This window comes from Ohessyouella blattaphilus, assembly GCF_024721265.1.
GTDB lineage: Bacteria > Bacillota > Clostridia > Lachnospirales > Lachnospiraceae > Aequitasia > Aequitasia blattaphilus_A.
The window spans coordinates 55806-78723 of the sequence record NZ_JAMXOC010000012.1 but is presented as its reverse complement, the minus strand read 5'-3'; the positions used below and the strand labels follow the sequence as shown (position 1 = coordinate 78723).

Sequence of the window (22918 nt, the reverse complement as noted above, 5' to 3'; positions counted from 1 at the left end):
GTATTGCAAGCTATTAAACTGTATTTTCTTAAAAAACAAATAAAAAACAAAATAATATATAAATTTCTAATAAGCTAGTAAAGCTTGCTATAAATAAATGGTTAGATGTAAATAAACAGGTGAAATCATACAAAAAAAATCAAAAAAATTAGTGATTAAGCCAAAAAAAGAAATATTAGGTAAAAACTATTGAAATAAACAAGTTGCAAGAATATAATACAACTAAACAAGATATATTAATCACTTGTTGTGTTTTTCACATTTATGGAAGAGGAAGGAGAGTTTTTATGTCAGAAAAAACGAATGTCGCTCCCCAGACAGGTGGAGAGAAGCATCTAGTAAGACGGTTGGGATTAATGTCGGCAATAGTTCTAGGAGTGGGAACGACGGTTGGCTCAGGTATCTTCTCATCGGTTGGTGAGGTTGCTAAGACCGCAGGGACACCACTCTTTACAATTTTAGCTTTTTTAATCGGCGGTTTAATCATGATTCCGCAGAATCTGTGCTATACCGAGTTGATGACTGCTTACCCGGAGGATGGACTTTTCATTGTTTACTTCCGTGAAGCGAAATGGTACTTCTTATCATTCTTTGGTGGCTGGTCATGCTTTATCGCGACAGACCCGGTTGGAATTGCAATTATGGCAATCGCCGTAGGTAACTACCTTGCTTACTTTACAGGTTGGGGTGGGATGACAGTGAAACTAGTATCGGTTGGTTTGATTATTATCTTTACGCTACTGCATATGATTAAAATGGAAGCGGGGGCTAAGTGGCAAAATTTAATTACTAGCGTTAAGATTGTTCCTTTTATCCTTTTAGTTTTAGTAGGCCTGTTTAACGTTAACTCAGCTAACTACAGTGCCCCAATCGTTGACGGTGCTTCCACAGGGGCAATGGCGTTAATTCTTGCAATTGCAGCAACGACCTGGTCTTATGACGGAATGCAAACTTGTGGAACGATGGCAGGTGAAATTAAAAATCCGGGAAGAAATCTTCCAATCGCGTTAATCGGTACCGTTCTTTTGTGTACAGCTTTATACACTGGATTATCAACGGCAGCGGTAGGTTTAACAGATGTATCGGTATTAGCTGGTTCGGATGCGCCGATTGCGACAGCGTTTGAAGGTGTATTTGGCGCTGTATCCGGTAAGATTGCCGCCGTTCTAGCCATTGTGGTTGTTACGGGTTCACTATCATCCTTGATTATGTTCCAAGCCAGGGTGCAGTATAAAGCTGCTACCGAAGGTTTCTGGTGGAAGTCATGGGGTAAAGTTCACGAGCAATGGAAGACTCCATACGTATCAATGCTATGGCAAAGCGGTGTAGCGATTATCTTTGTTTTTGCTTCATCTCTTTCAGCACTGTTAGGCTACTTTACCTTTATTTGTCTAATTCGTAATATTTTAACATTCTGTACTTGGTTTAAGGTTAGAAAGAATGCCAATTACCATCCTACATGGAAGATGCCAGTGGCTCCATTAATGACTGTTTTAGCAATTGTACCGACGATGATTTTGGTTGTAACTACCTTTATTGATAGCCCGGTTCCTAGTTTGATTGCAGCAGGAGTAGGTATTTTCTCGGCAATTCCATTCTATTACTACTTTAAAAAAGCAAATGCTGATATTATTGCTGAAAAGGCGGCTGAGCGCGCAGCGCTTGAGGCATCACAATCGTAAAGATGCAGGATATTATAGTGACTACCCAATCTTTGTACTTTGTGTGCTGGATTGGGTAGTCGTTTTTTACAGAAGTAAATATGGAGGTGAAGCAGGTGGAGACAAATAGACTTACCAAGGATGAAATATTTAAATGGTGTTCTATTCCAAAAGAGGAGCTGTTAAATCAAGAAGGACGAAAAGTCAAATTAGAAGTTCGGGAAAACCGTGAGAAACTAATGGTTGATTTAGGGAATTTGATGGCGGAGGAAGTGATTGAACATAATAAGAGAGGGATGCTAACAAAATGGGTACTACCAGCAGGTCCCACCGATGAATATGATACGTTTACAAGGAGAGTAAATGAAGAGCGGATTAGTTTGAAGAATTTATGGATTTTTCATATGGATGAATTTCTTGATTGGGAGGGGCGCCCTTATCCAGTCGAGGATTCGTATGAAAGTTTGGAAGGGACAATGAATGCGTGCTTCTATGGACGGATTGATGATGAGCTAAATGTTCCGAAAGAGCAAAGAATCTGGCCAAGAATTAATGATATGGATTATGCCGATGAACTGTGTGAAAAAATGGGCGGAATAGATACGGTTTGGGCGGGCATTGGCGCCGCCGGGTTGGTTGCGTTTAATGAAGCGCCCCATAGTTATTGTCGTCATATATCAGTAGAAGAATATGCCCAGAGTAAAACGAGAATTGTAGATTTAAATGAAGATACTATTGTAGCGCTGGCTCATCGCTCTTTTGGCGCTTGCACGGATCGGGTACCGCCGAAGTCGATAACGATTGGCTTTAAGCTGATGTTGAACGCGAAACGCTTTATTTATATGGTGGCAACGGGGGCATGGAAACAGACGATTTGTCGAATTCTGATGTTTAGTGAGCCGACAGTCGATTACCCAGTTACGATTATTCCCAGATATGTAGCGGATGTTACGCTATATTCTACAGAAGAGACTTTAGATCATCCTCTATCTCATGAAACGAAAGGGTGGTAATTATGAAGGAAAAAGATGTTATTGTGTTGAATAGTCATGGCGTTGGCCAGTATGCATTTACCGATCATATGCCCAAGTGGGGGGAGACTTTAAGCGTTAAAAATTGGTATGTTGCGGAGGACGGGGGAAAAGGGAGCAATGTCTCCGTGGCCCTTGGCAGACTGGGGATTAACACTGCTTACATAGGTAAAGTGGGAAATGATCCTTGGGGAGACCTCGGGGAAAAGTGGATGGGCGGTGCTGGGGTTGATACCACCTATATGTACCGGACAGATGAGGTTTCAACGGGAACAGGTTTGATTTTGATTGGACCAGATGGACAGAATACGGTTATCGATGGGGACTCCTCGGCGGTCGCTTTAACAGAGCGGGAGGTAATTGATGCTATTGAGGCGATGAAGGGCTCTAAGTACTTTGTAACCGGCTTTGAGGTGCCCATGAAACTTGCTCTTATTGGGGCAAAGCATGCCAAATCATTGGGAATGTGCACGGCATTAAACCCCAGCCCTTTGCCGGAAGAAGCAATGGGCGAATTGGACTATATTGATTACCTATTCATAAATGAGGTGGAGGGAAGATATATTTGTGATGAAATTGAGAATGAAGAAATTGATTCCCTGCAGCTAGCAAGGGAAGTCCAAGAAAAATATAAGGTAGCTAATGTTGTGATGACGTTAGGCGAAAAGGGGAGTATGGCTCTTTGCGGCGAGAGGACATGGGGCGTTGAACCGGTTAAAGTGGATAAGGTAGTTAATACTGCTGGTGCTGGTGATGGCTTTATGGCGGCAACAATTGCCAATTTAGTTTGGGGCAAGGAATTGAAAGAAGCAATGGAGTGGGCGAATAAGTATGCGGCCTTGTCTGTGCAGTACGAAGGGACGATACCGGCGTATCGACCGCTTAGCGAAGTGAATGAATTTATCGAATCATTAAAGTAGTTATAGGAGAAGAGAATGAGCCAGCATAATACGATGATGGAAGAAATCGAAGAACAAGAAGGCTTGCTAAAAGAAATTTTCGCAAATAGGGAGGAGCTAACAGCAGATTTTGTGAAGGTATATCGTAAGCGGCGGTTCCGAAAGGTGATATTTGTAGGTAATGGTTCGCCGTATTATGCAGGATATACCCTGAGTTTTGCTGCCAAAAAGCTGTTAAAAGCGGAGGCGGAGGCAATACCGGCGGGAGTGTTTCATAATCATGGAAGCTTTGATGCCTCGGGAAATTATGAACCGTCAGAAATACTGTTGGTATGCCCAGCGGAGTCCGGACATTCTCGCGGACAAGTGGATGCGGCAAGAAGGGCTAAGACAGCAGGAATCTGCGTTATGTCAACAACCCTAAATCCTACAGGAGTTCTAGCAAGGGAGTCGAATATTGTTCTTCCTAAACTCGGTCAGCACGAAGTGGCAATGGCCGCAACAAAAGGGCAGACGATGGCCCTGTTTATGATTTTTCTAAACTTTCTAGAAGCGGGATATCAAGCGGGTAATATTACGTTTGCTGAGTACCAGGAATATTTACACGGATGTGAGCAGTTGCCGATAAACGTTGGTCAGACGGTAGTTGATACAAAAGCGTGGTTTGAAAATAATTATGAGCGAATAATGGCGGCGAATAAGTTTTTCTTGCTTGGGTATGGAGCGAATTACGGAACGGTCCAGGAGGCAGCACTTAAATTCTTTGAATGCCACCAAAAGCCAACCCTTGCCCTAGAGCTAGAGGAATCCTTGCACGGTCCCTTTCGTGCTTTAAAACCAACGGATATTGTTTTTTTTGTGATGGCGGAAAAAGGAGCGGAAAGGGAGCGGATGGAACGGCTTGCCCGGGCGGTTAAGTCTTACTGCGCTAATTGCGTGATGGTTACTAGTAATATACAGCCGGTCTCAGGCGATGTCCTGACCATTCACAGTTCGGACATCCCTTTTGTTAACGCTGTTGAGTATCTGATTCCGTTTCAAGTATTATCCTTTCTAATTGCCAAAAATATGGGAATTGATTTAAGCATTCCTTTGGTTTCGGCTTTGGATGAGATTATGTTACCGGCTTATGAGGATTGAAAAGATGAATGTATATATGGTTGTAGATATAGGAGGTTCCAAATATATATCTGGCTTTGTAAGTGATGATGGTCAAATTCTCTATCAGGAGAGAAAAGAGTGGACGAAAACTTCGGTAGAAGCGATTGTGGAGCAGCTAATTGCGTCCTTACGGGGAGTTTGTGCAACTCGCCCGGAACTGGCAGAACAGGCAAAGGCCGGCGGGGTGACAATTCCTGGCATCGCTGACCCCGCGACAGGGGTTTGGGTTGAGTCGGACTTTTTGTTGGTTAAGAATCTGCCGATCTGCGAAAGGCTAAGTATGGAATTTAAGATCCCCTTTTTTGCCGATAATGACGGAAATGCTTGTGCCTTAGCAGAGAAATACTTTGGAAGTGCAAAAGAGGATCGTGATTTTCTATATATGACAGTCAGTACGGGGATTGGCGGAGCTTTAATCTTAGATGATGAATTGTATTACGGTGAATATGGGCATGCAGGAGAGATAGGCATGCTTGTTGTGGAAGAGCAGGGGCGATTTTCGGATACGGGCAGCGTTCAAGGAAATGTGGAGATGTATGCTTCGGGGAGAGGGCTTCGAGATAACTACGTGGCGGCTAGCGGAATAGATAAAATTAGTAATCAGCCAGTTGATGGCAAAGTGATTTCGGAGCTAGCGGCTAAGGGAGATTTAGTAGCTCTTGAAGCGTTGGCCCTAGAAGGAGATTATTTAGGGCGAATTCTTGCAAATGCATATAGTTTTGCCAAGGTTGAAAAAATAATTATTGGCGGCGGCGTTGCTTTAATGTTTGAACGGTTTAAGCCGAATCTTTTAAAAGAATTTTTCCGTATTCACCCTGAAGCGCAGGTGATTATTGAGGTAACTAGTCTGGGATACTCAGGTGCTTTTCTAGGTGCGGCAGCGGTGGCTCGCAGAGGCTGCGAGGCGGTCGAGCTAAAGAGCATGGGAAGGCAAGGACAGACGGTGTTGCGCTTTAGTATTGGAGATGAGGTTGGTACGGCCTTAGAGGTGGATGATAAGGTGCTTGCTTCTACTCACTGTGAGAATAATAATTTCTTGATTGCCAGAGCACTTAGTGATAGTGGGGCTACGCTCAGGCAAATGCTAAAAGAGGAGGAACGGCAAAAGGATTTAAGAGAGTTTGGCAAGGGAATTGGTAAGGCGGTTGCTTGTGGCTGCGTCTTATTTGATCCTGGTAAGGTTATTATTGAAGGCGAGGGTACTTCCGATGAGTCGTTTCGCAGTAGTCTAGAAGCGGCGGTTATAGAGGAGACTTATTACCGAGGGAAACTGCCCTTTGCCATAGAATATAGAGGATGTTGAGGTAGAGTATGAACGTATTATTACAGAATATATATGAGCAACCGTTAGAGCTAAAAAAAGTATTGCAAGATCTAAGGGAAGAGAAAATAGAAGAGGTACTTCTAATTAGTAAGTTAATGAGTGAGGCTGAGGAGATTGTTTTAACCTCAATGGGCAGTGCCTTTTATTCTTTAATGCCAATGTATGAGGCATTAAGGGCGATGTTGAATATTAGGGTGTCATTAGTTGAGACAGCGGACTTAATACAGCATCCGGAACGAATGAAGAAGGAAGCCCTTTATATTATGATGTCTCGCTCAGGCGAAAGCCGTGAGGTGGCAGATTTTTCCCAGTATTTAAAGGACAATCAGTATACTTCTGTAGCGGTGACGATGACTCCTAATAGCACTATGGCAAAAAATTGCACATATGTGCTTCACGACATTGCCAGTTACGATGCCATAGTGTGTATTAAGGCATATAGTTCGTTGGCATTATGTGGCCTTTTTCTGGTTTCGCTGATGGGTAAGGAGAGGCCGGATTCAGCCTTGCTGCAAAAGCTAGAGCATGCTTTTACCTGGATGGAGACAAATAAGAAGGCGATATTTGAAGAAATACAGAAGATTCCGTATTTTGCGGAAGCTGATGGTTACTACTTATTGTCTCGGGGATACGGAATTAACATGATGAGAAGCGGTTCCTTGTGGATTGAAGAGACAGCAAAAATCATGAGTAATGTTATGTCGATAGATAATTTCTACCATGGGCCGATGGAAGTGATACGCTTTAGTAAGCAGGTTGCGCAAAAGACAATACCAATATTTTTAGATGTACTGCCGGATGCCCGTTCCCAGATGATCTGGGGGAAGATTAACGAATCGGTATCCGAATCAATATACATAGGTGCTGCGGGGAAGGAAGCTGTAGGCGGGGTATGCCTAAATTATCCTGAGTTTGAACTGCCAGCAGCCTATACGACCTTGATTATCGCTCTATATCTACAGCTGATTTCGTATCAATGTGCTGTTGCTAAAGGAATTGAACCAGGTACTTTTCTTGATGAAGGATGGGTTGTGTTATGACAAAATACGCTGTGGGAATCGATATCGGCGGGACGAGGACAAAGCTAGGGATTGTGGACTTGGAAGCAGGGCAGGTAATTAACGCGAAAATATTTAACACCTGTCAAGACAGCGAGCAGGAGTTTCTATCTAATTTAAAAGCCGAGCTTAATGCCTGCCTTCAAGAGACGGGTATGGCTAAGGCGGAAATGTTAGGTGTAGGAATCTCCATCGGCAGCTATGTCTTTCAGGACGGTACGATTGACGGGATGAGCTGTTTTGTTCCGTATATGACGGAAGGATATCCCCTGATAGAACGCTTAAACAAAGAGCTGGGTCTAACGGTAAGGGCAGATAATGACGCCCGCCTAATAGGTTTAGCGGAAACAAGGTTTGGGGCAGGCAAAGGTTATCTGCGGACCTTAACCATTACCCTTGGCAGTGGGGTGGGAATTGGTTTATGTGTCAAGGGTCAGCCCTTCGGTGATGAAGCGTTTTGCCATTTGGCAGGACACATTAAGGTACGTTCTCGAGATAGCGAATGGTCAAATGATGAGGCCCCGTGTTATTGTGGTATTTCTGGGTGTTTAGAGGGAACCTGCTCTGGAATAGCGCTAGGAAAATATCTACAAGAGATTGAACCGGGAATGACCAATGAAAGCTTCTTCCGGCGGGCAAAAGCAGGAGAGAGCAAAATGCTAGCAATTCTCGAGGAATATTTACATTTTTTGGTGGAAGGTTTGAACCAATATATTTACTTGTACTGTCCGGATATTATTATTTTGGGCGGGGGTATTGCTCGTGGTTTGCAGCCCTTTAAAAAAGAGATAGAAGAAGGCTTGCAAGCAAGAGTGCATTTTCGTCATCAACCGGTATTAGGTTTTTCAAAGCTGATGGAGGAGAGTGGTGTCCTAGGGGCAGCGTCGCTTTTCGTGTAAATTAAAATTCATATAAAAGATAAGGAGGAACAAAGATGGGACATTTTATTACAGGAGTGGTTGATGAAATCTTGACACCATTCAACGAGGACAAGTCGATTAATTACAAGCAGGTAGAGGAGCTAATTTCCTGGCATATGTCGAAAGGAATTAAAAACTTCTTTATCAATGGGCTAGCAGCGGAGTCGCAAGCGTTATCTAACGATGAAAAAATTAAACTGCTGAAAACGGTACAAGGGGTGACCAAGGGCAATGCAAAAATCATGGCGTGTTCGTTTGAAAATACGATTGAAATGAACAAGGCCTTATTAGACCTTTATGAGGAAACCGACTTGGCAGATTGCTATTGTATTACGGCGCCACCGTTTTTTCGCCATACTCAAGATGCTTTGTATGAATATGCGGCAGAGCTAATAGACTATGTTAAGAAGCCGGTTTATATCTACAATTGTGTGCAAATGGGTACGCTATTTGCGCCAGAGACTTTAGCGAAGTTAGTAAATGAACATCCGAATTTAAGGGGCTTTAAGGATGCTTCGGTAGATATTCTCAATTTTGAGCAATGTATTTTACGAATCGATCCCGAAAACTTTGACTTCCTTGGTGGCTGCGATGGCTTAGATGGCGTAATGATGATGTTAGGAGCGGTTGGCTGCGTGTCCTTTATGGCAGTGCCGTTTCCTAAGGAGATGATTGATATTGTGGAGGCTGGGCTTGCCGGGGATTATAAGAAATGTGTCGCGGCCCAACAAAAAGTCTTGAAAATACGTAACCTGTGTAAAAAGGCGCCGTTTAATGCGGCTTGGATGTATGCGATGAAATATGGCGGTGGACCGACGGGTATGCATTCTCGTATGCCGGCTGATCAAGACTTTGTACCGGATGAGTTAAAGAGAGAGATGGATGAACTAGCCAGAACGGAATTAGGGTATGATGTATAGCTGTCTTCGGTGCGAAAGGAGCTAGATATGGAAATGACAAAAGTGAATTTTAATCCATCTTTCTTTGGTGACCGTCCTCATGAGTTATTGTGTAGTGGTGAATTAAAGGCTACGACCTTTCGCTTTAGCACAGGGGTTTGTGGCCTGCGAATAGAGAATGCACATTGCAATATGGTGGTATTGCCCTATATGGGTCAGCAAATATGGTTGGCGGAGTTTGAGGGAAAGAAGCTAACCCAAAAATCAATTTTTGAGGAACCACAAAACACCACTAAATTTGGCGACAACTACGGCGGTCTACTTCTACATTGCGGCCTAACGAATATCAATTGTGCAGAAGCAGGTGAAGATTATCCGTTGCATGGTGAACTGCCCTTTGCAAACTATACGGATACGTATACCGGTATAGGGTGTGATGAAAAAGGCAGGTATTTAGCGGTAGGAGGAACGTACGTATATCGAAATAGCCAGGAATATCATTGGGCTTATAGCCCAGAGCTTCGCCTATACAGCGGAAGTTCCGTACTGGAGATGCATATTGATATCCATAACCGTCGACATAGTCCGTTGGAATACATGTTTATGTGCCATATGAACTGGTTGGCAGTTGACGGCTCTCGCTTTGTTTACAGTGCGAAGAAGGATAAGGAACATATTAAACCGGATCCACCTGTACTTGAAGGGGATTCGCCAAGGGCAGTAAAAATGCGGGAATTTAGTCGAAAATTACTGGAAGAACCGACACTTCTGGATGTGCTTGATCTGAATAACCAATGCTGCGATCCCGAGATGTGTATAAATATTAAGTATCAAGGAGATGGGAAGGACTGGGCTCACGCCTTACAAGTGATGCCAGAGGGTGATTCGTGCTATGTGGGATTTAGAACGACAGAGCTGCCTTATGCTTTGCGCTGGTATTGTTGTACAGGTGATGAAGCGGGGGTGGGAATTGCCCTGCCAACTACCGGTACCAATCGTTCGACTGCCTATCAGAAGGAACATGGTTATTACAATACATTAGGAGCAGGAGAGCGTGGGAGTTTGCGTTTTGATTTTGGCTATCTAGATAGTCAGAGGACGAAAGAAATGGAAGAGCATATTGCTAATATTTTAAAAGAAACTTAGGCAAGACGGAGAAGGAGGAAATATTTATGGCTATGAAGCTTGCGTTATTCACCGGGGGATTTTCGAATTATCCAATTGAGCGAGCCTTTGAGGCGGCGGCGAAGAATGGTTATGACGGAATCGAAATAGGTGGCTTTCGCCCCCACGCCTATGCCCCTGATTTGGCCAAAGGCGGAGCTAAGAAAATCATTCAGTTATCTAAGGATTATGGTTTGCCGATTTGTGATTACGTGCCAGAGAATACGGGTTCTCCCTATAGCCTAATATTTGAAGACAAGGAGATGAATAAGGAAAGCCTAGAGTATTTTAAATTGTCTTTAGATATGGCCAAGGAGATAAATGCTGATTATTGTATGCTAGCGTGCAATCACCCGGGATATGGCAGGGACAAGGAAGAGGTGAAAAAGCTTTTTATTGAAAATATGTGTATTTTATCCGAATATGCAGAGAAAATCGGGCAGACGATTATTCTCGAGCCGGTTACGCCATACGAGGGGACGATAATTGTGAGCGCAGATGATGTGAAGTGGGCTCTTGATCAGGTGGATTCTCCTCGCTTTAAATGTATGGTTGATTTGGCAGCCCCCTTTACCTATGGTGAACCACTGTGCAATTATTTTGAAAAGATGGGCGAGGATGTAAAGCATATTCATTTCGTTGATTGCGAAAAGACCAGCGAGGATCATCTGATTCCCGGGGACGGGGAGATGGACTTTGCGAGAATCGTAAAATATTTAAAGGAAGTTGAATACCAGGGATATTTATCATTAGAGCTATTTAGCCGCTATGCTGATGAGTCGGATTATTCAGCAGAGCGGGGGTATCAGGTTATTCGGAATTTGTTAGATGAAAACTAAGAGGTGTGATATGGGAAAAAATGGTCCAATTGATGTAATTGTATTAAATAGCCATGGTGTAGGGCAGGTTTGTCATATCAAGCGTTTCCCTAGGCGGGGAGAAACATTAGAAGCCACTAATTGGCATGTGGAAGAAGATGGTGGCAAGGGGGCGACGGTATCGGTGGCGCTAGGAAGAATTGGCGTCAGCACGGGATATATCGGTAAGGTAGGTTATGATCCTTGGGGAGACATGGGTGATCAGTGGATGTCTGAGTCGGGCGTTGATACAACGTTTATGTACCGGGATCATTCGGTGTCTACAGGGACTGGGCTAATTATGATTGAAGAGGATAGTACGAATACGATTGTGGACGGTGATAGTGCGTGTATGGCTTTGACGACTGAAGAAATTCATGATGCTATCGAGGCGATGAAAGAAGCCAAGGTTTTTATTACCGGCTTTGGAATGCCTTTTAAAAAGGCATTGGCAGGCGCAAAGATAGCTAAAGAAGAATATCAAATGACCACATTATGTAATGTAAGTCCACTTCCAAGCGAAGAGATGGGGAATTTGGACTATCTGGATTATATAGTTTTGAATGATGTGGAAGCTAAGACCTTATGCGGATATGAAGAAGATGTAAGGGTATCAAAAAAGGAAATCGTAGAGCAGCTTCAGCAGAAATATCGCTGTAAAGGGGTGATTATGACGTGTTCAGCGGAGGGAAGCGTAGTTTTGGATGGTGATGAATATTGGGAAGTTGCGCCTACATCGGTGAAGGCAGTGGATACCATCGGTGCCGGTGACGGCTATCTTGCGGCTGTCTCCGCCGGACTGGTTTGGGGTAAAAGCTTGCGGGAGGCAACCCAGTGGGCTAGCAAATATGCTGCATACAAGGTGACGCGCCAAGGAAGCATGACCAAGAAACCGGGATGTGGTTACCCATCCCTCGCTGAAGTAGAAGCGTTTATCGCCGGCTTAAATTAAATTGTGAAGGGGTGCATTGTTATGAGTAAGACTATGGAAGATTATATTAAGGAAACAACTTCAGTGTTGCTAGGCAATATTGACAAGCGGCAGGCGTTGGTGCAGCCCTTAATTGAAGAGCTAGTGAGTGCTGGAGTTCGCCAGAAGAAAATCCTGGTATTTGTGGCTTCGGGCTCTTCGTATAACGCTATCATGTGTGCTAGGAGCTTCATGTTACAGCGGCTTAAGAGTAAGGTGAGATTAATTACGCCTTTTGAGTTTTGCTATTATGAAGAGCAGGATGATAATAATGTTTATCTGTTTGTTTCTCAAAGCGGCTGTAGTACGAATGTGTACGAGGCGGTTGAAAAATACCAAAAGGCAGGAGGCCGAGCAATAGCTGTTCTGGGAAACTTAGATTCGACGATTGGCCAGATGGCAGATAAAGCCTTTGAGTACGGGGTAGGTGAAGAAAGTGTCGGCTATGTTACCAAGGGTGTAATTACCTTGAGTGGGTATTGTATGCTATTGGCACTTGAGCTTACAGCAGAGGAGATAGGTAAAAGTACTTATGAAGAAGAGGTACGGGAGATGAAGGGCGCAGCCCTGAATCATCACAGTGTATATCAATATGCCAGGGGCTTTTGCCGTGAACATGAAAAAGCTTTTTTGTCAATGGAGCATGTTATGTTAATGGCTAGTGGTGCTAATCTTGGTACAGCCAGAGAAGGCGCTTTAAAATTAGCGGAGATGGTTCATGTACAGACCACCTATTATGAGGTGGAGGAGTTTATCCATGGTCCCAATTTGCAAGTGGATCCCAGCTATACACTTTTCTTTATTGATGGTGGCGACGGGGCATCTGACCGTATTCGGGAAATCTCTTATGCCAGTCAGGCGCTTACCGATAAATGCTATCTTATCAGTGCTTCGGAATTTGGGTTAGATAAGCTTGATGAAGCCTTCACGCCCTTATATTTGACCGCATTTTTTCAGTATTTAGCATTTTGGGTTGCTAGAGAATTAAAGATTAACGGTGATCATCCTTTCTATGAAAGGTTTAAGGAAAGGGTAAAGAATAAAACGGGTGATTATAAGGACACGAGTCCTTTCTAATTATCCGATACCAATCAAACAAAGGAGGAGTTTATGAATAAGAAAGATGCTTACAAAATCAAGTTGTTTCAAGATGAAGTGGCTCGGGGAATTCATCGAGCGTATGAAGGTGGCTTTCTGGCTAATGAAGAGTTAGGAGAAGTAAGCGTGCGAGATGGAGAGTCGGGTTATGTATTTATTTCCATAAAGCCGGGAACGTTTTACGTTAGCGATCCCACGGATTATCACGGTAGCGATATGGCGGTAGTTACGGCAGAAGGGGACTTGGTGACAGAAGTAACACCACCGAGCGAATTTCTTGATTTACACTTGGCGGTTTATCGAGCAAGGCCGGATGTGAATGCGATTCTTCATTCTTATCCCGTATTTAGCTCGTTGTGGGCTCAGCGTAAAGAGAATATTCCCTATGTGTTGGCAGAGCAGATAGAGGCCAGTACTGCTGTTGAATGTGTTACTATGGCCCCAAGTAAAAGCGAAGAATATTTTGCTGAGGTTACCAAAAAGCTAAAACAGGAAGCTTGTGTTTTGATGTATGACTTTGGTGCATTAGCGGTAGCGGATAATATCGATAATGCGATTAATAACTTAGCTTGGATTGAATCGGTTACCAAAAAGTATATTATGGCAGAGAAACTAGGCGAGCCGATTAAGATTGGCTAACGTGAAAAGGATTTAGGAAAGGGGCTTTTATGGATAACTATAATATTTTTCAAAATTACGATGAAATACTGTTTAAAAACGAGTGTGCCCGGGGTACAAGATTATTAAATATCAGAGGATATTCGCCTTCGGGTGAATCGGGCGATACCAGTGTAAGGGATTTGGAGACGGGTAGAGTCTATGTATCGGGTAGCCCAGAATGGTGCTTTCAAAAGAATTTGCGGGATGCTAGAGGCTGGGAGCGGTTCATAACGAATACGGAGGAAGAAATCTTCGTGCCCTGGAGTGAGCCTACTTGTGAGTGGTATATGCACGTGGCGATTTATCGTAAACGGCCAGATATTGGCGCGATTGTACATACTCATGGGGAATGGGCCTCGGTCTTTGCGATTTTACGTAAGGATGTCCCCCTTGATCTTATCGGCGAGGGCAAAAGCGGAGTAATTCCTTGTGCGCCATATGCGGATGCGGGAACGAATGATGTGGCAGAGCTGACAGCGGATGCTCTTGTTAATTCAGATACTTGCATCATGGGAAGCCATGGGGGAGTAGCGGTAGGTAAAACCTTAGATGATGCTTTTGCTAAAGTAGCTTGGATGGAGCAAGCGTGTGAGAAGGCTTATTATGCCTTGTTAAACGGTAGATAAAATAGTAAAAGAGGTAGTGAAATGAATAACAACTTAGATTTGATAGTGATGCTGACTTGGAATGATGTGACGGTGGAAAATGCTAAAGAAGTGTTCCTGGAAAGTAAGGATGCGCTAGCGAAACACTGGGGCTTTAAGGTGGCAGGAACAACTACGAAGAGTATGACGGAATTGCTTGGTTTGATGAAGGAAAACGGCAAGCGAACGTATATTGAGGAGCTAGATATTGATGAAGAGACCTGTCTTAATACGGCAGAGATAGCCGGTAAGTGCGGAGCGGATCATTTGCTAGGAACGCTTTACTATCCCAGCGTTCATGAGGTGTGTAAGAAGTATAATATGGGGTATTCGCCCTTTGTTGCGCTAGATGAGGATACCCGTATGCGGAGGCCGATTCCGGAAGTGGTAGCGGCGATGGAAGAGACGGTGGCAAATGACACCATGGGCATTTGTCTTTCGGCTTTTCGGTATTTAGGAGGAGAGCCGGAAAAGCTATTAAAGGAGATAGACGAAAGAGCCAAAAAGGAGTATTATATTGCAGGAAGCGTGAATAGTTATGAGCGCCTTGACTTTCTTAAGTCATTAAAAAAACTACGGGCTTTTACTATTGGCGGCGCTTTTTTTGAAAAAAAATTTGGCGAAAGCTTCTCAGAACAAATTGATGCGGTTTGCCAATATTTGCGTAAATAATAAGGAATGGTGGAGCGTTAGGAGGTAGGATGAAAACAGTAATATTTGATATGGACGGCGTAATCTTTGATACAGAAGTAGTGGATCGTCAAGCCTGGGTAGAGTTAGGTGAAGCTAGAGGCCTGCCCTGGGTGAATGAATTTATATATGAAATTGTAGGCACCACAGGAGCGTATGTAAGAGAGCGACTAAAAGAACGTCTGGGAACAGACGGGGCGGTTGCGGAGTTTATAGAGGCTCAAGATAAATTACTTGACGATTATTACGCGAAGCATCAGGTAGAGATAAAAAAAGGATTGCTTGACCTACTTGAATATCTGAAAGCAAATGACTACCGAGTAGCAATTGCTTCATCGGGAACCGAGAATTGGATTATGAAGAATGTTAATGGGGCAGGTATCCGTAACTATTTTGAAATAATTGTAAGTGGCGATCTGGTTACAAATTCTAAGCCGGACCCGGAAATATTCCTTTTGGCCTGCGAGAAATTGGGCGTAAAGCCTCAAGATGCTTGGGTGATTGAGGATTCTAAAAACGGCATTCGGGCGGCAAGAGAGGCGGGCTGTAAGACTATCTTTATCCCGGATTTGTGGTGCCCGGAAAATCCTTCGGAGCATGAGGACGTTGACTACTATTTGGAAGATTTAGGAAAGGTAATTCCCTTATTGGAGAAAAACGAGAATGCGATATAATGCCAAGACCGGTAGGAACGAATTAATATTGTTGTGGAGCCTGGCCATGCCCACCGTTATTGAACAGCTTTTGATGACGATTGTTCAGTATGTGGATACGGCGATGGTGGGTCGTTTGGGTGCCCAGGCCTCGGCGGCAGTAGGGGTAACCTCCACGATGGTTTGGCTTTCCAATGCGCCTCTTTATGCGATGGGCGTAGGTGTTCTTGCGAATATTGCTCGGGCGAGTGGCCAAAAAGACCAAGATTGGGTAAATAAAAGTGCGGCTCAGGGCGTGCTATTAGTAGGGATTGTGGGTTTTCTAGAGGGGCTTTTTATGTGTGCTATAAGCTATGTGATTCCGCGTCTTTTAGGCGCGGAATCAGCAATTAGAGCAGAGGCTTCTAGATACTTTTTGATTGTGAGTCTACCGATGATTTTTCGCAGTGCAATTATCGTTTTGGGAGCAGGGCTTAGAGCGGTTAAGGAAGTTAAAAAGCCCATGTGGATTAATATTGGTACAAACGTGCTTAATATTATTCTGAATTTCTTTTTAATTTATCAAACGAGGAAAGTTGTAATAGGAAAAGCTATTTTAGTTCTTCCGGGCATGGGTCTAGGTGTTACGGGCGCAGCGATTGCTACAGCCATTTCCTTTGTGTTTGGTGGCGTGATGATGGCGCTAATCTATTGGCGAAATCCTTTATTAGGGTTAAGAGAGAAATCACCTCGCTTTGATAAAAAGGCGATGTATTCCTGTGTTAAAATTGCTATTCCGGTCGGGCTGGAAAGAGTATTTGTCTCGTTAGGACACGTTATTTTCACAGGGTTTGTTACCAGTTTAGGAACGGTATGCTTGGCGGCTCATACTATTGCTTTGACAGCGGAGCAGGCCTTTTACATACCCGGCTATGGAATGCAGGCGGCGGTGTCAACTATGATTGGGAATGGGCTAGGTGAACGGGATGAAAAGCGAGTGCGAAGGATTGGGCGCTTAAGCTTTTATTGTGCCTTGTTTATTATGACGGTTGGCGGCGTGATTTTATTCTTTGGTGCACCAGTACTGATGGGGATATTTACTTCTGATAATCAAGTGGTGGAGCTTGGTAGTCGCGTTTTGCGCTTGGTGGCGCTTTCGGAGCCGGCGTTTGCCATAGTGATTATGTCCGAGGGGATCTTCAATGGCGCTGGTTACACGAAAATACCGTTTATGATTTCGGTGTTTTCCATGTGGGGTGTGCGCCTGCTGTTATCGTTTATAGGCGTTTTTGTTCTAAAGGCTGGTTTAGAGGTTGTTTGGTTGTGTATGATTGCCGATACTCTTTGCCGTTGTTTGGGTTCAATCGTTGTGTATCGTCGGGGGCGCTGGCTGGGAAGTCTTAATTAGAAGGGCGCGTTTTGCCACACTTTCTTAGACAACCTGTAGACAATTATTCTTAAAAATGTTTAGTTTTAATGATTTGTGTATTGGATATAAACGAATATTTTGAAAAAACGTCTTGATAAAATGCCGGATAATGAGTTAAAAGCGGGAAAAATGCACAAAGAAATGGCAAAAAAACTATTAATAATAGCGACTTGACATAAAAAGGTATTTTTTTTATACTTAAATTGGTATCAAAAACAGAACAACTTGTACGGAAGGAGGGAAATCGACTTGAAGGTTGCGGCGATTGGAGATAACTGTATTGATTTGTATGATAAGCTGGACAAGAAATATCCCACGGGTAATGTTGTGGATACGGGAGTGAATATTCAGAAGCTGGGAGTGCCGACGGCGATTATTAGTACGACAGGATCTGATGAAAACGGGAAGTGGATGATTGAAACCTTGACTAAAGAGGGAATAGATTTAAGTCATTTTCATGTAGCTGAAGGTCAGACGGCAATAACCTATATGGATATGGAGGGGCTTGACCGGGTTCACGGGGACTATGTGGAAGGCGTGTTAGCGGACATGGTATTTACAGAGGAGGACGTTGCCTTTGCGGCAAGTCACGATTTGGTTCACACGGCTTTATGGGGGATGGCAGAGGATACTTTGCCAAAGATTAAAGAGCAATCCGAGGCGATAATTAGTTTTGATTATGCGGATCGCTTAGATCATGAGCTGGTTGAGAAGACCTTGCCTTTTGTCGATATCGGCTTCTATTCCTACCACCATGGCCGCGATCGATATATTGAAGATTTTTTAAAGGATAAAGTGGCACGGGGGATGAAGGTTGCGATTGCTACCTTCGGTGAAGAAGGCAGTGTGGCCTATGATGGTAAGGAGTTTGTGGCGGGCGGTATATACCCCGCACAAGTGGTTAATACGGTCGGGGCCGGCGATAGCTTTATTTCGGGATTTTTGGTGGAGTATTTGCAAGGGAAGCCTTTATCGGCTTGCTTGGATTTGGGAGCAAAGGTGGCTGCTGAAGTGGTAGGTGTCTTTGAACCATGGGTAACGAAGTAGACCCGGCTTTGCCGCGGTTATATAACACATAATAAACGGAGGTGTCAAAATGAAATTAGGAATGTTTACATCAGGGTATCAAAGAAATCCCTTGGAGCACTGCTTTGAGGATGCAAAGCGCTTTGGGTATGATTACATCGAGCTTTGGGGTGGAAGACCTCATGCCTTTGCGCCAGACTTAAAGGCTGGTGAAATTGAAGATGTTAAGCGTTTGATTGATAAGTATGAAATGCCAGTGTTAGGATTTACACCTGAGCATAATGCATATCCTTACAATTTTATGATTGGTAGTGAGAGACAGAGGGAAGATGCGGTAGAATATCTTAAATTATCATTGGATATGGCAAAGGAGATGGGTTCGGACTACATGCTTATTTCACCGGCTCATGCAGGGTATTACGTTTCTAGAAAAGAAGTATGGGAGCGGATGGAAAAAACGGTGAAAGAGCTGGTGGATCATGCAGAAAAGGTTGGTGTTAAGATTACGATTGAAACCTTAACCCCGTACGAAAGCAATGTCTTCCGCAGTGCTATGGATGCGAAAGAGCTGCTAGATAAAATCGATTCTCCGTATTTGGTGACGATGTGCGACTTGGTACCGCCTTACGTTCAGAATGAAAGTATTATGAATTACCTGGATTTATTAGGGGATAAGATGTACCATATGCATATTATCGACGGGACATCAGGAACGGATGATCATATTATGCCAGGAGAAGGAAGCATTCCTATGCCGGAGCTGATTAAAGACTTGAAGTACGTTGGCTATAATCGTACAGCAACACTTGAGCTGGTTTTGGGGTATATCAATGAACCGCGTTTCTACGCCCGCAGAGCCATTGATAATGTTAGGAAAATGATGGCAGATGCCGAATACTAATAACTAGATGAAATGAGGAAAGCTTGATGTTTATTGATATGAATGTTAGTCCGGCCTTTTACGAACCGATTAATCAAGATGTGAAGCAAGAGCGCTTGCGTCACGATGAGCTAAATATTCATAAGAATGGTACGGCCAAGATGACGCACATTTTTAACCAAATGGCGTGTGCCGGCTTGGATAAGTTGTGCTTATTACCGGACGACTATTCGTCTATCTTAGGAGTACCTCTGGTGACAAATGAAGAAGTGGCAAGGTTGGTTAATGACTATCCGGAGCGCTTTATCGGGTTCGCAAGTGCCGACCCATTAATGGATGATTGTTTAGAAAAGGCGGAAAGAGCCTTTGCTGATCTGCGACTTAAGGGTCTAAAGCTTAATTTAAATCGCTTGCAGATGTATCCTTTGGATGACCGGTTAAAAGCCCTTTATGACTTGTGCGAGAAGTATAATAAGCCGATTGTCTTCCATAGCGGACTTAGCTGGGAGCCGAATACGTTAACCAAGTATTCAGCGCCTCTTGAATTTGAAGAACTGGCGTATAAGAGACCTAAATTACGTATTTGTTTAACTCAGTTTGGTTGGCCTTGGGTAAGAGAAACGGCGATGCTATTACAGAAATATAAAAATGTATACGCAGACACAGGGGCGTTGTATTTTGACAACGCCAGGGAATTTTTCACCCAGGTGTTTACGAGAGACATTCCGGTGACTTGGATTGATCGAAGCTTACGCCATCAGGTAATGTTTGCCAGCGCTAATCCTCGTTTTGAACAGATTAGAATGGCGGAAGCGTTGACAAAATTGAATCTGCGAGAAGAAACCATAGACTTAATAAAGGGTCAGAATGCTCTTGACTTTATTCAGTGAGAGGAGACGAGATGGTAGAGGTTTATGAATTTACTATTTTGACAGATACATACAATAAATTAGTGGTAATCACTGATGAAGTACATAAAGCGCTAGCAAAAAGCAAAATAAAGAATGGACAAGTCACGGTTATTTCTAAGCATACTACAACGGGAGTTATGGTTAATGAAGCTTTAGAGTGTTTAGAGTGGGATATAACCGAATTTCTAGAGAGATTGGTGCCGGAAGAACATCCTTATGCTCATGCCCGAATGTTAGCCGACTATGGGTCTACTGCCGGGAATCCGACTGGTCACCTAAAATCTTTGGTGGTGGGCAATCATTGTCATTTACTTATTGTAGATGGCGAGCTTGATAAAGGCGGGGCCCAAGAAGTTTATTTCTGTGAATTTGATGGGCCGGCTGAGAGAACTATCAAAATTCAAATTATGGGAGAGTGAATTCGGTCTTCCTTTGCAAAGCAGAGGATATTAGCGATAACTTGAGTATTAGAATTAGGAGGAGTTTATGTCGAAGATAACAAAAGATAGATTTGCGGTAATGAGCGTTCAATATTGTCAGTATTCTTTTGAATACTATGTGGAGTCAATGGCTAAGTGTGGCATAAAATGGGTGGATTTTTGGGGCGGCTTACCTCATTATTACCGCTTGGATTATGACCAGGCGGGAGCAGGAAGAAAACTGGAGGAAATAAGGGGGCTATTAGACAAGAACAATCAAAAGGTAGCTGTATATACTCCGGAGACTCTTAATTATCCTTATAGCTTTACTGATCCAGCTAAAGAAACCAGGAAGCGCACGGTAGATTTCTTTGAATTAGCAATGCAGGATGCCAAGGTGCTAGGAACGGATAAAGTCTTTTTAAACTCTGGATGCGGCTTAAGGGATGTTCCGCGAGACGTTTCTTTTGAACGTTTAATTGACTCATATAAAAGGATTGCAGACCTAGCGGAAAAGTATGAGGTGGATCTTGTTCTGGAACAGCTACAACCTTATGAGAGTAATTTAGTGCTGGCAATGCCTGACTTGCAAAGAGTTTTGGACGGAGTAAACTCGGGGAGGATGAAGGTGTGTGTTGACCTAGTGGCGATGGAGGTTGCTGGCGAAAACTTAAGCCAATGGTTTGATGCTTTAGGTAATGAGAAGATTAAGCTTATTCACTTCTCGGATACTTATCATTACATTCTTGGAGATGGCGAGTTACCTTTGAAGAGTTATTTGAAAACCTTGGAAGATTACGATTATCAAGGAATTGTGGATTTGGAAATTAATGATTCCATTTATTGGTTGGATCCTCATAGCTCGATTGAGAAGTCGGTTGCTTGGTTGGAAAAAGAATGGCTGTAGAATCAGCTTAACAATAAGAGGCCGTAACGAGTGCATGGTAGAATGGTGCTTGTTGCGGCGCTTCTTTATTGACGCTTCTTTTTATTGACACTTCTATTGGATTGATATAATGTAAGAATGAGAATCAGTCTAAGGAGAGGAATTGAGTGAAAATATGACGGACACTTATCTGCGGCCTCGTGAAGAGGCGATGGAAAATATAGAGAACTACATTATTGAGCATGGGCTAATGCCAGGGGAGCGGATTCCGGCAGAGCGTGTGCTTTGTGATTTGTGGAATTATAATCGGACGACGCTTAGAGGAGCGATTAAGCAATTAACAGAAGAGGGAATTTTGTATAGTAAAACAGGGTCGGGTACGTATATTGCTCAGAAGAAGCTGGTGCGTAATCTGCAGGATTCCCAGGGTTTTTATAGTTTGGTAAAGCAGGCAGGACGGAAGATTGATAGCGAGGTGTTGGAAAGTGGATTTTGCGAAGCGAGTAAATACCTAGGTAAGAAGATTCAGGTCGTTCTAGGGCATAAGCTTTATAAGCTGTGCCGGCTACGCTATTTGGATGATGTACCGGTCTTGTATGAAACGGTTTATTTTAATGCGGCTTATCTTCCGGGCATAGAAGAGTACAATTTTAATGAAGGCTCTGTATACGAGGTTCTGAAAAAGCGCTATGGAATCGAAGCGACAAGAGGAGAAGAGAAGTTATCGTTAACGCGGTGCAACCTGCTTGAGGCGAAGTATTTAGATGTGGAAGTTGGTACGCCGGCGATTTGCCAATCCGGTGTTACCCGTGACCAGAAAGAGCGGATTTTTGAGTGTTTTAAGAGTATTACGCTTTCAAAGCAGATTGCTTTTGGTAGTGAGCTAAGACGTTTGTAAAGGAGGGGGAGTTGGTGCAAAATAAAGGAGAGGTGGATTACAGTGCGCCGATATATTTGCAGCTGCGTGAATTGATACGTTCCAAGATTGAAGACGGAGAATACCAACGGGGAATAGCAATACCGTCTGAGCACGAATTGATGCAAATGTATGAAGTGAATCGGTCTACGGTGCGGATTGCAGTTGATGAATTGGTGAATGAAGGTCTTTTGATTCGGGTGCAGGGAAAAGGCGTATATGTGGTCTCGCAGATTGAACGGGATTTGGAAGATTTGGGCGGGTTTACCCAGACTATGCATAAACAAAATGTGCAATCAAAAAAGAAGATATTACTAAAGAAAAGGCGCCTGGCCGGACTTAAGTATGCTCGTATTTTTAATATTAAGGCAGATGATTATATCTATCATGTTAAGCGTTTGGACTATGGTGATGGTGATCCCATTGCTATTCAGGATGTCTATATACCGGAATATCTAGTGCCAAATCTGGAAGAGATTGATATTGGCGTATTCGGGATGTATGAAATCTATGGGTTTTATCATATTGTGCCGATTAGGGCGTGGCAGACCTTAGATTTGATACAGTTAAGCAAGGCGGATGCTCGTTTGCTTGATGTGGGAAGGGATGAGCCGGTTTTTCTTTTTTGTTGTACGACCTATGATGAAGAAGAAAGAGTTATTGAGTATTCCCGTTCGTATACAAGAGGGGATAAATGTAACTTTACGGTTAAGTTTGCCAATGATATTGAGAGTTCTAAGTAGCGTATAAGCAAAAGGTAAAGGCTAGGAAACGTTGGGGTTT

At 43.4% G+C, this 22918-nt stretch carries 24 protein-coding genes; all 24 read left to right on the top strand.

The genetic code is table 11. The features are described from left to right. Positions 1 to 287: 287 nt before the first annotated feature. The 24 genes from NHH16_RS09100 to NHH16_RS08985 all read left to right on the top strand — a co-directional run bounded on the left by NHH16_RS09100 (position 288) and on the right by NHH16_RS08985 (position 22878). Positions 288 to 1682, top strand: coding sequence for an amino acid permease (locus NHH16_RS09100; RefSeq protein ID WP_262069287.1), 1395 nt, complete (start codon positions 288 to 290; stop codon positions 1680 to 1682). Positions 1683 to 1777: 95 nt separating this feature from the next. Further along, complete coding sequence (locus tag NHH16_RS09095) at positions 1778 to 2674, top strand: 6-phosphogluconolactonase (protein ID WP_262069286.1); 897 nt, start codon at positions 1778 to 1780, stop codon at positions 2672 to 2674. Positions 2675 to 2676: 2 nt separating this feature from the next. Continuing rightward, entirely contained in the window at positions 2677 to 3612 is a 936-nt protein-coding gene (locus tag NHH16_RS09090; RefSeq protein WP_262069285.1) for a ribokinase, read from the top strand. 15 nt (positions 3613 to 3627) lie between these two features. After that, positions 3628 to 4731, top strand: a complete 1104-nt coding sequence (locus NHH16_RS09085; protein ID WP_262069284.1) for an SIS domain-containing protein — start codon at positions 3628 to 3630, stop codon at positions 4729 to 4731. A gap of 4 nt (positions 4732 to 4735) precedes the next feature. After that, a complete protein-coding gene (locus tag NHH16_RS09080) occupies positions 4736 to 6055 on the top strand; it encodes an ROK family protein (protein ID WP_262069283.1) in 1320 nt (439 codons plus the stop codon). Between the two features lie 8 nt (positions 6056 to 6063). Continuing rightward, positions 6064 to 7116: an SIS domain-containing protein gene (locus NHH16_RS09075; protein WP_262069282.1), complete on the top strand. Its 1053-nt coding sequence runs from the start codon at positions 6064 to 6066 to the stop codon at positions 7114 to 7116. Then, positions 7113 to 8033, top strand: coding sequence for an ROK family protein (locus NHH16_RS09070; protein WP_262069281.1), 921 nt, complete (start codon positions 7113 to 7115; stop codon positions 8031 to 8033). Before NHH16_RS09075 ends, NHH16_RS09070 begins: the two co-directional genes overlap by 4 nt. A 35-nt stretch (positions 8034 to 8068) precedes the next feature. After that, a complete protein-coding gene (locus NHH16_RS09065; RefSeq protein ID WP_262069280.1) occupies positions 8069 to 8974 on the top strand; it encodes a dihydrodipicolinate synthase family protein in 906 nt (301 codons plus the stop codon). Between the two features lie 27 nt (positions 8975 to 9001). Then, a complete protein-coding gene (locus NHH16_RS09060) occupies positions 9002 to 10099 on the top strand; it encodes a DUF4432 family protein (RefSeq protein ID WP_262069279.1) in 1098 nt (365 codons plus the stop codon). Positions 10100 to 10125: 26 nt separating this feature from the next. Further along, complete coding sequence (locus NHH16_RS09055; protein ID WP_262069278.1) at positions 10126 to 10956, top strand: TIM barrel protein; 831 nt, start codon at positions 10126 to 10128, stop codon at positions 10954 to 10956. Between the two features lie 10 nt (positions 10957 to 10966). Further along, positions 10967 to 11926, top strand: coding sequence for a PfkB family carbohydrate kinase (locus tag NHH16_RS09050; RefSeq protein WP_262069277.1), 960 nt, complete (start codon positions 10967 to 10969; stop codon positions 11924 to 11926). A gap of 21 nt (positions 11927 to 11947) precedes the next feature. Next, positions 11948 to 13021, top strand: a complete 1074-nt coding sequence (locus NHH16_RS09045; RefSeq protein WP_262069276.1) for an SIS domain-containing protein — start codon at positions 11948 to 11950, stop codon at positions 13019 to 13021. Positions 13022 to 13054: 33 nt separating this feature from the next. After that, on the top strand, positions 13055 to 13681 hold the full coding sequence (locus tag NHH16_RS09040; RefSeq protein ID WP_262069275.1) for a class II aldolase/adducin family protein: 627 nt from the start codon (positions 13055 to 13057) through the stop codon (positions 13679 to 13681). Positions 13682 to 13710: 29 nt separating this feature from the next. Next, positions 13711 to 14328: a class II aldolase/adducin family protein gene (locus NHH16_RS09035; protein ID WP_262069274.1), complete on the top strand. Its 618-nt coding sequence runs from the start codon at positions 13711 to 13713 to the stop codon at positions 14326 to 14328. Positions 14329 to 14349: 21 nt separating this feature from the next. Continuing rightward, the gene (locus NHH16_RS09030; RefSeq protein ID WP_262069273.1) at positions 14350 to 15018 is read left to right on the top strand and encodes a hypothetical protein; all 669 of its coding nucleotides are present in this window, start codon (positions 14350 to 14352) and stop codon (positions 15016 to 15018) included. A 29-nt stretch (positions 15019 to 15047) separates the two neighbouring features. Then, on the top strand, positions 15048 to 15710 hold the full coding sequence (locus tag NHH16_RS09025; protein ID WP_262069272.1) for an HAD family hydrolase: 663 nt from the start codon (positions 15048 to 15050) through the stop codon (positions 15708 to 15710). Then, positions 15700 to 17076, top strand: coding sequence for an MATE family efflux transporter (locus tag NHH16_RS09020; protein WP_262069271.1), 1377 nt, complete (start codon positions 15700 to 15702; stop codon positions 17074 to 17076). The genes NHH16_RS09025 and NHH16_RS09020 overlap by 11 nt, the downstream gene beginning before the upstream one ends. A 270-nt stretch (positions 17077 to 17346) precedes the next feature. Continuing rightward, positions 17347 to 18144: a fructoselysine 6-kinase gene (gene frlD, locus NHH16_RS09015; RefSeq protein ID WP_262069270.1), complete on the top strand. Its 798-nt coding sequence runs from the start codon at positions 17347 to 17349 to the stop codon at positions 18142 to 18144. Positions 18145 to 18193: 49 nt separating this feature from the next. Then, positions 18194 to 19024, top strand: a complete 831-nt coding sequence (frlC, locus tag NHH16_RS09010; RefSeq protein ID WP_262069269.1) for a fructoselysine 3-epimerase — start codon at positions 18194 to 18196, stop codon at positions 19022 to 19024. 26 nt (positions 19025 to 19050) lie between these two features. Next, the gene (locus tag NHH16_RS09005) at positions 19051 to 19893 is read left to right on the top strand and encodes an amidohydrolase family protein (RefSeq protein WP_262069268.1); all 843 of its coding nucleotides are present in this window, start codon (positions 19051 to 19053) and stop codon (positions 19891 to 19893) included. Positions 19894 to 19904: 11 nt separating this feature from the next. Continuing rightward, positions 19905 to 20333 carry a secondary thiamine-phosphate synthase enzyme YjbQ gene (locus NHH16_RS09000; protein ID WP_262069267.1) on the top strand — a complete coding sequence of 143 codons (429 nt, stop codon included), beginning with the start codon at positions 19905 to 19907 and terminating at the stop codon, positions 20331 to 20333. A gap of 67 nt (positions 20334 to 20400) precedes the next feature. After that, entirely contained in the window at positions 20401 to 21240 is an 840-nt protein-coding gene (locus NHH16_RS08995; RefSeq protein ID WP_262069266.1) for a sugar phosphate isomerase/epimerase family protein, read from the top strand. A 142-nt stretch (positions 21241 to 21382) separates the two neighbouring features. Next, entirely contained in the window at positions 21383 to 22117 is a 735-nt protein-coding gene (locus NHH16_RS08990; RefSeq protein ID WP_262069265.1) for a GntR family transcriptional regulator, read from the top strand. Positions 22118 to 22131: 14 nt separating this feature from the next. Beyond that, entirely contained in the window at positions 22132 to 22878 is a 747-nt protein-coding gene (locus tag NHH16_RS08985) for a GntR family transcriptional regulator (RefSeq protein ID WP_262069264.1), read from the top strand. The last annotated feature ends 40 nt before the right edge of the window (positions 22879 to 22918 follow it).